This window comes from Niallia sp. FSL W8-0177 (genome assembly GCF_038006285.1).
Lineage (GTDB): Bacteria > Bacillota > Bacilli > Bacillales > Cytobacillaceae > Niallia > Niallia circulans_A.
In genome coordinates this window covers 3,524,878-3,537,350 of record NZ_JBBOUX010000001.1, presented here as the reverse complement: position 1 = coordinate 3,537,350, position 12,473 = coordinate 3,524,878, and the positions used below count along the sequence as shown (strand labels likewise).

Sequence of the window (12,473 nt, the reverse complement as noted above, 5' to 3'; positions counted from 1 at the left end):
AGCAAAGGGACGGTTCTTGTGAGAATATATAATAATCACATGAACCGTCCTTTTTTTGGAGTTGAGCTAGAACCTTCCTTCCAAGGTCTTTACTTAATCACGACATATTCTAAATCAACTAGTTTTGCATAGGTGATAATTTGATCGGGTGTTAGGTTTAGAGAAACGACTGTATGATGGCCGCCGCCGTTTTCGATCCATGCCTTTACGCCCTCTTGAAAATTTGGTTTGATATTCCATAATACCCGAGCTACTGGGAGATTTGGGGCTGGAACGGTTGGTTCAAATGCGGATACTTCATTGATTAAAAGCTTGTAATGAGTACCGAAGTCAGCCATGGAAACAACAACTCCATCTCCTGCTTTTCCGTCAAATACTAATCGAGCTGGATCCTCGCGATTGCCAATCCCTAATGGTGATACAATAATTTTCGGTTTATTGCTTGCTAAAGTTGGATCGACTTCTAGCATATGTGATTGAAGTGCAGCTTCTTGGCCAACAGCTAATTCATAGGTGTAATCCTCCATAAAGCCTGTTGACTCGTTATGGCTCATTACTTTTAGAAGGCGATCAAGTGCAGCGGTCTTCCAATCACCTTCGCCGGCAAATCCATAGCCTTGTGCCATTAAACGCTGAACAGCAAGACCAGGGAGCTGTTTCATACCATATAAATCCTCAAAGTTTGTGGTGAAAGCATTGTATCCGCCTTCATCAAGGAAGCGTTTAATGGCAATTTCATAGCTTGCCTGCACTTTTACGCTAGCTTCCCAATCTTCCTTACTATAGCTTCCATAGTCAAAGTCATATAGTTTTTCATATTGTGCAAATAAATCATTTATTTCATTTTCGCTTACTTCATTTACATATTGAACAAGGTCACCGATTCCAAAGTAATCAACGGTCCAGCCAAATTTGATTTGCGCTTCGATTTTATCTCCTTCTGTCACCCCAACATTACGCATATTGTCGCCAAATCGTGCAACCTTAATTTGAAAGCTTTCGTTATAAGCTACGGCTACGTCCATCCAATCAGCAATTTGCTGCTGTACTTTCGCTCGTTGCCAGTGGCCAACCACTACTTTATTTTGTTTTTTCAAACGTGCATTAATGAAACCATACTCTCGATCCCCATGAGCTGCTTGATTTAGATTCATAAAGTCCATATCAATCGTATCCCATGGAATGCTTTCATTGTATTGTGTTGCTAAATGAAGCAAAGGCTTTTGTAATAGCTTAGTTCCGCGAATCCACATCTTCGCAGGAGAGAATGTGTGCATCCAGGTGATGACGCCAGCTACTTCATCCCGGTAGTTAACTTCTTTCATCATCTTTGTAATGGTATCTGCGCTTACTGCTAAATCTTGCAAAACAAGCGGATAAGGCAGTAGACCACTTTCATTTAAAGTGTCTGTCATTGTTTGTGCATGGGCTTTGACTTCCTTTAACGCTTCTTCGCCGTATAGATGCTGGGATCCTACAACAAACCAAAATACTTTATTAGTTGACATGCTATTTCCCTCTTTCTAATGATAGTTTTATAGTTAAATATTATTTTTGACCATAATAGGCATTCTTTCCATGCTTTCGTAAATAGTGTTTATCTAAAATACGCTGCGGCAATTCTTTGGAAAAATGATTTAATTCTCTTGTAAATAAATTCATCTTCGCCACTTCATCCAACACCACACTGTTCATAACAGCTGATTTAGCATCTTTTCCCCAAGTGAAGGGACCATGTCCATGAAGCAAAACGCCAGGGATAGCTAAGATGTCTAATCCCCGTTCTTCGAAAGTTTCAATGATTACTTTACCAGTCTCTGCTTCATAACCACGATCAATTTCTTCTTGTGTTAAAAAGCGAGCACATGGTACAGCACCATAAAAAGTATCAGCGTGTGTAGTTCCCAGAGCGGGAAGATCAAGTCCTGACTGAGCCCAAATAGTTGCCCAAGTGGAATGAGTATGCACAATCCCGCCGATTTCATGATAATGTTTATAGAGAACAGCGTGAGTAGCTGTGTCAGAGGAGGGGTTCAACGTTCCTTCTACAACATTTCCCTCTAAATCTATTACGACCATATCGCTTGGCTGCATTGTTTCATAATCAACCCCGCTAGGTTTAATCACGAATAAACCACTTTCGCGATCAATGGCGCTGGCGTTTCCCCATGTGTATTTCACGAGTCCCTGCTTAGGTAATTCCAAATTTGCGAGAAAAACTTCTTCTTTCAGCTTTTCTAACATGTAAATCCCTCCAATCATCCCTTAATGAATCAAATTTTCGATTGCAGCCTTTTCGATTGCTAACCCTTTTTTATAGCGTTCGATAAATTCTTCAAAGCCTTCTACGTCAAAGCGGTCTGGATAAATCGTTTGCTTATCTACTTCTTTAAATACTCTTTTGTCGAGATATTCTTCTAAACTATCATTCTCGTTATTATTTAACATATAAGAAGCAAGAATAGCGATTCCCCATGCGCCGCCATCTCCAGCAGTATCCATGACAGAAACAGGTGTATTCATCGCAGCTGCCACAATTTTTTGTCCCACAACAGGAGTTTTGAATAAACCACCATGTCCTAAGATGCTATCTATTGCCACATTTTCTTGCTGGGTTAAAATATCCATACCGATTTTTAAAGCTCCAAAGGCCGTAAAGAGATGGACTCTCATAAAGTTTGCTAAATTAAAATTGCTTTCTGGCGAGCGTACGAATAAGGGGCGGCCGCTTTCCAAACCAGTAATATTTTCACCTGAAAAATAGCCGTAGCTTAGCAATCCGCCACCATCTGCATCCGCTTTCAAAGAAGCGTTTAATAAAACATGGAACAATTTGTCCATTTCTACCTTTTGTCCCATTGCCTCTGAAAATTCACGGAATAAGCGCATCCAGGCATTTAAATCACTCGTACAGTTATTGGCATGGACCATTGCAACTGGAGATCCATCTGGAGTTGTAACAATATCAATTTCTGGGTAAACGGCTGAAAGGTCTTTTTCTAATACAATCATGGCAAAAACAGAAGTTCCAACGGAGACATTTCCAGTCCGTTTCTTTACGCTGTTAGTTGCAACCATTCCTGTGCCGGCGTCTCCTTCTGGAGGACATAGGGGAATACCAGGTTGTAAATTCCGCGAACGATCCAGAATTTTTGCACCTATTTCTGTTAATTTTCCGGCTTGCTCTCCAGCAATAGCGACTTTTGGAAGGATATCCTTCAGTTTCCAAGGGTATTCTTTTGCAGCAATTAATGCATCGAATTGTTCTATCATTGATTCATTATAATCTTGCGTTGTTTCATCAATTGGGAACATACCGGAAGCATCGCCAATGCCGATGACCTTTTGACCAGTTAGTAACCAATGAATATATCCAGATAAAGTAGTAATATGGTCGATACGCGGAATATGCTGTTCATTATTCCAGATAGCTTGGTAAAGATGTGCAATACTCCATCTTTCTGGAATATTGAATTGGAATACATCAGTTAATTTTTTTGCAGCAGTACTTGTGGTAGTATTGCGCCAAGTTCGAAATGGAACAAGTAGTTCACCAGTATGATCAAAGGCTAAATAGCCATGCATCATCGCAGAAAAACCAATCGAACCAACTGTGCGAATAGTTACCCCGTAATTTCGCTCAACCTCTTGTTTCATTTCACTATAAGCGGTTTGCAAGCCAGTAATAATGTCCACTAAATTGTAAGTCCAGTACCCATCTTCTAAAAGATTCTCCCACTCATAACTTCCAGTTGCGATGGTTTCAAAACGGTTGTTAATTAAGACAGCTTTGATTCGCGTGGAACCGAATTCAATTCCAAGTGAAGTTGCCCCCTCAACAATATCTTGTTTGGCATTTGCTCGATTATTTTTCATATATTCCCTCCTTGACAGCGGTTTCGTAATCAGTGGAGATAATAGCCTTTATTCATATCATTTTTCTACCTATACTTTATAATGTGTACGTACATTTGTCAAATATATTTATAAATGTTCATACAAATAAAAAGAAGCAGTAATAGCCTTATTACTATTAATACTAGCCTGAAAATAAATTTATGTATGTTCGTATAAAAAATTGTCGGAAAAATATAATGTGATTAGTTGTGTGTAATTTGTATGCACTAATATGCATTGTTTTGTTTCTGTAGCAGTTATGCTAAAATATGACCATACAAATACCGGATGGCCATTACATTGAAGGAAGTGCATTAAATGAAATTAAAGTATCAGATCATCATTGATGATATAAAAAGTAAAATTCTTTCTGGAGATTATCAGGTTGGAGAACAAATTCCTACTGAATCAATCTTGCAGGAAATGTATAAAGTTAGCCGTCATACGGTGCGAAAAGCAATCTTGGAATTGTCCAATGACGGATTTCTCCGAAGTGAAAAAGGATCTGGTACCTATGTAAGTAACTACTATCAATTAAAAGGGAACGGAAAATCCAAAAGGAAAACAATTGGTGTTATTACCACCTATATATCTGATTATATCTTTCCTTCCATTATTCGAGGAATTGAAAGTCGGTTAAATGCAGAGGATTACTCTTTATTATTAGCAAGCACAAACAATGATGTGGAACAAGAAAAGAAGGCATTGGAGATGATGCTGGCATTTGGAGTAGACGGATTAATTGTAGAGCCGACAAAAAGTAATTTATACAATCCAAATATTGCTTACTATCTAGCCTTTAAAGAGCAAGACGTTCCATTCATTATGGTCAATGCCTATTATGAAGAACTAGAAGTGCCATTCTTCTGTCTTGATGATGTGAAATCTAGCTATCTTGCAACAAATGACTTAATCGCAAAAGGGCATACAAAAATTGGACTTATAGCGAAAATGGATGACTTACAAGGAAAGTTTCGCATGAAGGGATACATAAAAGCATTAGGAGAAGCAAAGCTGCGTTTTCAAGCAGAGCATGTTTATTCTTTTACAACCGAAACAAAGCCTGATTTAAAGGTGAAATTAAAGGAATTTCTACATGAAAATATGGACGGAATGACAGCGATTGTCTGCTATAACGACGAGGTAGCATTAGAGGTTGTTAATGTATGCAGAAAATTGAACATCGCCATTCCAGATCAACTCTCTGTTATTGGCCAGGATAATTCCTATATGGCTAAAAACGCTAATATCAAGCTGACAACCTTAACGCATCCCCAAGAAAAAATGGGACACGATGCCGCGGAATGGATTATTAGAAAACTACAAGGCAAAAAAGATTTAAAAAATGAAAACTATTACCAACCAGAACTCATCCAAGGAGAAACAGTGAAAGATCTGACAGAGGATGCAGAGGGACGGTTTTGGTGAGGGATGTCCTCGCTAAAACTCTCCTTTTGTGTCTTTTTTTACTGAAAGTCTTTCCTAAAAGGGAAAGATAGTATTTAATAGAAATATGGGTAGATATGGGTGAATATACTAAACTATCCATTTTTGTTGTGTTCAAAAATGAGGAGGAATGGCATGGGCTTTAAAGATGAATTAAAACATGAAATGCGGAATTTAACAAAGGATATAGAGAAAGAGGTTCAAAAGAGTTGGACCGTTTATTATAAAGGACATGTGATAGAAGTGATCAATCAAATGAAAGAAGAGTTGCTTATCATTGATGGGATAACGGTAGCTCAGAATAAACGGAAATCAATACTATCGCATATTATTCCTTACACAAAGCTATCGGGAGTCCTCACTTTGGAAGGTGGGAAAAAGCATAAAGTCTCTGTTAAAATTGGTGGCTACGTAAGTTTAAACTGCAGCATCAAAATTGATAATGAGACGATTCTGCAGGAATCCGAAAAACTTGAATTTCTGCCCTGGGATCATAAAGAGAAAATAGTTCCGTTTATTCAAAGACAAGTTCTAGAAAATAATAGAATAGTAGAAAATACTTTACCAGATGATACGTACTTTTTTGGAGAAGATAATCCACCATTGGAGCCAGGGTTATTTGATATCATCGTGAATGAACCGAAAACGCCGTTTTTTGTGAGTAAGCTGATGAAGCTTTTTAAAGAACAGCTGGAACAACCCACTATAAAAACAAGAAAGGCGACATATGATCAAATTATTTTTGACCATATTGCCATCTATCGAGATGAGCTTCTAGACCAGTTAGGACAAGCGGAATTGGATGAACAGATGGCACAGCAAGAGGCATTATGGCTATTAGAACATGCTGCACATAGAGATGTTGTTAAATTTGCTATTCTTGTTCTCGGGTTTACGAACTGTGAGGAATATCAGGAGCTTTTATATACAATCGGCTTACACGATGAGTTTACCCCATATGCTATATTCGCTATAAGAAGCGGAGGGAAGGGAGTAAATGATCAAATATGGAAACTAGTTCAATCTGTCCGAGGGATTGGTAAAATGACAGCGATTGAGCTAGTAGAAGCGAAGACGCCGGAAATGAAGTATTGGCTGCTTACAAAAGGATGTGAAAATAGGAAATTTGCTGATTTCCTAGCGCATCGTTGTGCAGTAAAGGGAGAGCTAGATGTTGCGCTCTACGAAGTGAATATTTCCAAGGAGCTATACACGGGAGCGGCTATGATTATAGAAGGCTTATTAGACGATGAAAATCAAGACGGCATGGATCAATATCCTTACGCCAGTGCTGTAATGACTCGCTTCCTTCACCACGCCACAACCCACTGTGAAAGCTTAGAGGATTTTTATCCGATAATGAAAATAAGCGAATTTGTTCATGCTGAAGATGACATTTGGGAAGAGCGATTAAATGGACAATGGAAGCAGCATGAACGCAAGGCAATTCAAGAAGCTGTTCAACCGTTTATAGACAACCCTAAATGGTCACAGCTGGCATTGGATGTATTACAATCGAGCGAGAAGGTAGATTTCCGAGCAATGGAGATAGCTCGATTCTATCAATTAGACATTACGGCACTATTATTTGAAAAGCTGAAGAAAGAGCCGACAAACAGTATATTGTATGGTGCTATCATGGAAACAAGGGATTTACAGTCTATTCAAGATCTTTGTGCCTTTGCAGAAACACATTTTTCTTTATCCAGTTTATCGCTGGAAGAACAGTATTGTCTAGAGTATATTATTCAAGATTTACATGAATTCGAGGGAATAGGGGCACCATTAGTTTACGCATCTCTAGAAACTAAAAATGAAAGCTTACGTTGGCTAGGATTAAGTGTGTTGGCAGAATGGTCGCCAACCTTTAGGCAGCTATCAGAAATACAGCATGCCCTTAAAACAATAATGAGCACAACAAAAGATAAAGAAGAACGGAGATTAGCCAAGCAGTTGTTGAAGTAGAACAGCAAAGAAGACGGTTCTAGTGAGGTCTATCCTTATTAGAACCGTCTTTTCGCTTCTTTTTCTTATGTTTTTTTAGAGATAAAGATTTCATTACGATTTGGAGCAATCTGAGCAGCAAGTACATATGGCATTGATAGGTCATTATTGGTTTAACTTGCAGAATACAACCGATTGCTGACTATTGAAATCGTAAAAACAATCGTCACTATTTTCATCAAATCCACTTTCTGACACTTGTGTTCATTTCAGGTCTGTCTCTAGGAGGCTATATTGAAACTCCCATATTTCCTTATCGTTTAACTCATTCAAAGAGACTTCTAAGTTATTTCCCAAGAAAATTTTTTCGCCGTTGATAGCGACCACCATCGTCTGAAGGGGGTGATCCCCACCTATTTTTTTATATACATCACCAATACTCGGCATATCACCTTGAGTACTTTTTTCAGGTTGATCAGAATCGTCGCTCAATATATCACTATTTGCCAAATTTTTATTAAAATAATCTATAGAGTTACTGTCATTATCACGGCCTGGAATCATCAGTAAATATTCATTATGTTTGACTCCATTATGTTTTGTTGTGATTACTCCATCGGGTTCAACAGACGATACAATTTCAATTTCGTTTAATGAATAGCTGTCCATGTAATCGGGATTTGGATTTGTAATTAAGATATAGTCCCCTTCTTCAGCTTTTTTATCTTTGTGAAGTGTATATGCCTTATGGTTGAAAATAAAACTGTCAAGCTGTTTTGGTTTATATTTTTCAATTTTCGAGGCAATGGTTAAATGCTGGGTTAAATCTTTAAGTTTGATAAGATGGACGGACTTTTTGTATACAGGCTTCACAGAATATACCCTGTGCAACTCATTGTTAAAATATACAAATTGTCCTTTTCTTACTTGATATAGTTTCATGTCAAACTCTCCCTTCGGTGATCATTTATCTTATATAAAGTTTAGAACTTTCATCGAATAATACTGACAATGTTAACTTTCCCAAAAAGTTATGTGAATATTCTCCGTTCTATTAATAATCCCCTAAAATATAAAAGAAAACAAGAAAGAATATGTACTAGAACAATTATTTAAGAATCTCCTTTACGATTAAGGTAGTTTTCAAGACTTGTCCATAATTGTTTGATAAAATGAATGGAGACTTCCACTCAATTCTTAGATAAAATTAGTCAATCGTATTTAATAGAAGGCTACGTTAAGTTGGCTTATTTTTTGATGAATATGAATTTATGATGTTTATAAGGAAGCAGAAAATATAGTAAAAGAAAAACAATTGACCAAAATGCTATTAAGTGATAAAATTATTTCGAATTAAAGATATCTTAATTAAATATATTTTTTATATAAATATCTCAACCTCGAGATAAATAATAGGAGGAAATAATAATGAATGAGTTAAAAGGACTTCATCATATTACAGCAATTACAAGCAGTGCCGAAAAAATTTATGAGTTTTTTACCTATGTATTAGGGCTAAGATTGGTAAAGAAAACAGTTAATCAGGATGATATTCAAACCTATCATCTATATTTTACGGATGATGTCGGCAGTCCAGGTACGGATATGACATTTTTTGATTTTCCTGGCATACCAAAGGGAGTCCACGGCACAAATGAGATTTCCAAAACATCATTCCGAGTGCCGACAGATGCAGCTTTAGAATACTGGGTAAAACGCTTTGATAAGTATGAAGTGAAGCATAAAGGAATTCAAGAACAGTTTGGGAAAAAGACATTGTCATTTGTAGATTTTGATGACCAACAATATCAACTTATTTCGGATGAAAAAAATGCAGGAGTTGCATCAGGGACTCCATGGCAAAATGGACCTGTTCCATTAGAATTTGCAATTACAGGATTAGGACCAATATTTGTTCGGACTGCTTACTTGGAATACTTCCAAGAAGTATTAGAAAAAGTATTTTTAATGAAAGAAGTTTCTCAAGAGGGATCATTCCATCTATTTGAAATGGGAGAAGGAGGAAATGGTGCCCAAGTTATTGTAGAATTTAACACCATTCTTCCACAAGCAAGACAAGGGTTTGGTACCGTTCATCATGCTGCTTTTCGAGTAGAAGATCGTGGCGAATTAGATCAATGGCAAGAACGCTTGAGCAGCTTTAAATTGCCAAACTCAGGTTTTGTAGAGCGCTATTATTTCGGTTCTTTATATTCCAATGTTGCACCGCAAATCTTATTTGAATTAGCAACAGATGGCCCTGGATTTATGGGAGACGAGCCATATGAAACATTAGGAGAAAAATTATCCTTACCACCATTTTTTGAACCAAACCGTGAAAAAATTGAAAAGCTCGTAAGACCTATAAACACAGTGCGCAGTAATATAGAAATCGACAAAGAGTACTTGTAAAACAAACAGAGGGATGTTTCTATGGAGGTTAATGAACTTCAATAGGACCATCCCTCTTCTTATTTAGAATGATATATATGTTGTTCTCACAAGAACCCTCCCTCTGTTTTTCCTCTATAGATAAGGAACTTTTCTAGGTTGATAAGAGATAGTTTCTGCTGAATAGAGTTCTATGAGTAAATGATGCCCTAACATTTTGGCTTGAATAAGGACGGGATGTTCGTAATTATTTTCAAAAACAAAATCTGGTCCGTCCCAGCTAACGGTAGCATCTCGCTTGGGAGGAACGTAAGAGATTTTTCTACTATGTGAATATCGTTGAATGATATTTAATCCCGCATTATCTACTGCATTAAATAGGGTAGAGGAAACTTGGCAAATTCCACCGCCAATATCTTCTGAAAATTTCCCGTTAATAATGACGGGTGCCTGTAAATAGCCCTTTTCCACGGTCCTTTTCCCGACAATTTGATTAAAAGAAAATTTTTCATTTGGAAAAATGACACTGTTATTAATCGCTTCAGTAGCAAGAGAAATATTCATACTCCGTTCTTTATTCCTCATGTTAAAAGATGTTATATATCTGCCTATTTTTTTGCGGCGAATACTTTCTAACAGCTCACTATCTACCTTAGGATAAATCACTTCTAGAGGATACCCTTTGTTACTAGAAATATCATTGAAATAATGTGCATACATTTGCTCTATAAATTTAACTCGATGCAGACGATAGCCAACTTCTTCAGGGACAATCCCTCCATACTTATTGACGGCAGCATCTTTGGGTGCGATATATACTTTTTTATCTATTTCCTCCATCACTTTATTGAACTCATCTGTATGGATAACAGGTAAACCAGGGGATTTCCATAAAAAAATTTCTTCTTTCTTATCTTTTGGTTGTGATATACTTTCTGTTGCTTTAATAATATCACCTGATAAAAGTACAGGATGGGAAAATAGCATCACTCCGAGTAAAAAATGAACATACATAAGAAATACCTCCGTAAAAATATCCGTTATCCATTAATATGTGTTTGTTTTTTTATTTAATGTACTTATTTGTAATTTTAATGTGGAAGTAGAGGTATTCGTTTGGAAGTTCGAAGATTGTAAAGAAGCAGAGAGACATTTTTGATGCTGCTTTGGCTGATATCCTCTCTGCTTTGGCTGATAAAATTTGAGTTTGGCTGATAACCCCTGGAGTTTGGCTGATATCCTCTCTGCTTTTGTGCAACTATTCCTTCACAAACACCGCCATTGCTCTGTTTTCCTATCTATCTTTTTTTATAATGGTATAAGCACCGCTAAACATGGCCATTATCAGTCCGGCTATTGGGAAGATAATCCAATTGATATGCCAGTTTCCGTACACGAAGCCAGTAATTAAGAAAATGACAACAGCTAGTGGCCAGATAACCGCTGCAAAGGCGCCGATTACTTTATCCTCTGTTCTTTTTTCAAAGGAATAGTCTTCAACTTTTAACAGCTTTTCATATGCATCTTTTTTGCCGCCGCTAATAATAAATAGGTATACTGCTATTGCGATAAAGACTAGTAAAAGACAGACCCCATAAACTGCTGCTTGATCACTCATACCAGAGGTTATTAGTATTGCGATTGGGGATAAAATACATAATGCTACCCCGATAATTACTGAACGAAAAAAGATTGGCTGATATGCATCTTTTTCTGCTGTTATTTTCTTTTTTAAAGGAGTGGAAAGCTCAAAATTAGCTGCTTTTTCCATAAATTTATACTTTTCTAATAGCTGGCCACTATAAATAAATAAACTAACAGCAATTGCTACCAATAAAAGTAATTGACCAACACCGATTAAAGTGGCTGTGTTTTCGGTTATGCCGTTCAGCAATCCTTGATTATACAATTGAAGGAAGAGAATTAGCAGGGCGGAGCCAAGTATGCATAGCATCACACCTATACCGATAAAATTCATTGCTTTTGTTGTTTTTTGTAAAAAAGTTGTTACCTCTTCTTCCGTAAGTTGGTGTTCTAGTGCTGTTTCCTCGATTAAGGGAAGATCAAGCTCACTTAACAGTTCATCCATATTCCCAAATTCAGAAATGACAATACCTATTGCTTCATGTTCCAATTTTCCAGCCTTTTTTAATTCATTATATTTATCCTCCATATTTGAGAGCATTTCTTGCTTCAGTGTTTCCATTTCTAAAGTTTTTGGTAAGCTGGCAAAGACATTGTCTAAATAATTTATAATGCTATTCATTATATCCCTCCTTAATAAATAAGTTAATTACTTCCTGGGTTACGAACCATTCTTGGCATTTTTCCTGATAATATTTTCTGCCTTCTGACGTTATGGTGTAATAAGTCCTTCTTTTTCCGAATTCTCCTTCTTTGTAATAGGAATGAATATAGTTATTTTTGATTAATCGATTAAACGCAGAATAAAGGGTTGTTTCTTTAATAATGTACTTTTCGTTAGTCAATGTTCGTATATCTTTTGAAATTTCATAACCATAAGAATCCTTTTCTAATAGTAAAAAAAGAATGATGGTGTCATTATAGCCGCGAATGATATCACTGCTAATCAAAAAATCACCCCTTTCAAATACTTTATCTGTCATACTATGACTGTCGTAGTAATTATACTTTACCATATATACTACGACAGGTGAAGTAAAAATGTTAAAAAATTCTGATCTCCCTTTCTTTACATAAATTTTATGTTTATTAATACTTGCTTAAAGGTTCCTTAAAATAGGACCTCTATGATTTTACTGAGTAGAATAATC

11 protein-coding genes are annotated in these 12,473 nt (G+C 36.7%); 3 read left to right on the top strand and 8 right to left on the bottom strand.

All coding sequences use genetic code 11. The features are described 5' to 3' along the window. Nucleotides 1-89 precede the first annotated feature (89 nt). The 3 genes from araA to NST77_RS17190 are packed head-to-tail and all read right to left on the bottom strand — an operon-like array spanning nt 90 to nt 3,876. Nucleotides 90-1,508 carry an L-arabinose isomerase gene (araA, locus tag NST77_RS17200; protein ID WP_163185379.1) on the bottom strand — a complete coding sequence of 473 codons (1,419 nt, stop codon included), beginning with the start codon at nt 1,506-1,508 and terminating at the stop codon, nt 90-92. 40 nt (nt 1,509-1,548) lie between these two features. After that, nucleotides 1,549-2,244 carry an L-ribulose-5-phosphate 4-epimerase gene (locus tag NST77_RS17195; protein WP_095329740.1) on the bottom strand — a complete coding sequence of 232 codons (696 nt, stop codon included), beginning with the start codon at nt 2,242-2,244 and terminating at the stop codon, nt 1,549-1,551. 21 nt (nt 2,245-2,265) lie between these two features. Then, nucleotides 2,266-3,876: a xylulokinase gene (locus NST77_RS17190; RefSeq protein WP_341123275.1), complete on the bottom strand. Its 1,611-nt coding sequence runs from the start codon at nt 3,874-3,876 to the stop codon at nt 2,266-2,268. A gap of 339 nt (nt 3,877-4,215) precedes the next feature. Here NST77_RS17190 and NST77_RS17185 point away from each other — a divergent pair, with 339 nt between their 5' ends. Both NST77_RS17185 and NST77_RS17180 read left to right on the top strand, forming a co-directional pair. Then, entirely contained in the window at nt 4,216-5,325 is a 1,110-nt protein-coding gene (locus NST77_RS17185) for a GntR family transcriptional regulator (protein WP_341123274.1), read from the top strand. Between the two features lie 153 nt (nt 5,326-5,478). After that, nucleotides 5,479-7,308, top strand: a complete 1,830-nt coding sequence (locus NST77_RS17180) for a hypothetical protein (protein WP_341123273.1) — start codon at nt 5,479-5,481, stop codon at nt 7,306-7,308. 243 nt (nt 7,309-7,551) lie between these two features. On the opposite strand, the gene NST77_RS17175 is transcribed toward NST77_RS17180, so the two are convergent. Next, nucleotides 7,552-8,229, bottom strand: coding sequence for a hypothetical protein (locus NST77_RS17175; protein WP_095329744.1), 678 nt, complete (start codon nt 8,227-8,229; stop codon nt 7,552-7,554). 486 nt (nt 8,230-8,715) lie between these two features. Here NST77_RS17175 and NST77_RS17170 point away from each other — a divergent pair, with 486 nt between their 5' ends. Beyond that, nucleotides 8,716-9,699: a ring-cleaving dioxygenase gene (locus NST77_RS17170; protein WP_095329745.1), complete on the top strand. Its 984-nt coding sequence runs from the start codon at nt 8,716-8,718 to the stop codon at nt 9,697-9,699. A gap of 114 nt (nt 9,700-9,813) precedes the next feature. Here NST77_RS17170 and NST77_RS17165 read toward each other — a convergent pair whose 3' ends face one another. The 4 genes from NST77_RS17165 to NST77_RS17150 are packed head-to-tail and all read right to left on the bottom strand — an operon-like array spanning nt 9,814 to nt 12,272. Beyond that, on the bottom strand, nt 9,814-10,692 hold the full coding sequence (locus NST77_RS17165; protein ID WP_095329746.1) for a VanW family protein: 879 nt from the start codon (nt 10,690-10,692) through the stop codon (nt 9,814-9,816). 52 nt (nt 10,693-10,744) lie between these two features. After that, entirely contained in the window at nt 10,745-10,936 is a 192-nt protein-coding gene (locus NST77_RS17160) for a hypothetical protein (protein WP_341123271.1), read from the bottom strand. 36 nt (nt 10,937-10,972) lie between these two features. Further along, a complete protein-coding gene (locus tag NST77_RS17155; protein WP_172859912.1) occupies nt 10,973-11,944 on the bottom strand; it encodes a permease prefix domain 1-containing protein in 972 nt (323 codons plus the stop codon). Beyond that, nucleotides 11,937-12,272 (bottom strand): PadR family transcriptional regulator, encoded by a 336-nt coding sequence (locus NST77_RS17150; RefSeq protein ID WP_163185389.1) that lies wholly within the window; start codon nt 12,270-12,272, stop codon nt 11,937-11,939. The genes NST77_RS17155 and NST77_RS17150 overlap by 8 nt, the downstream gene beginning before the upstream one ends. Between the last annotated feature and the right edge of the window lie 201 nt (nt 12,273-12,473).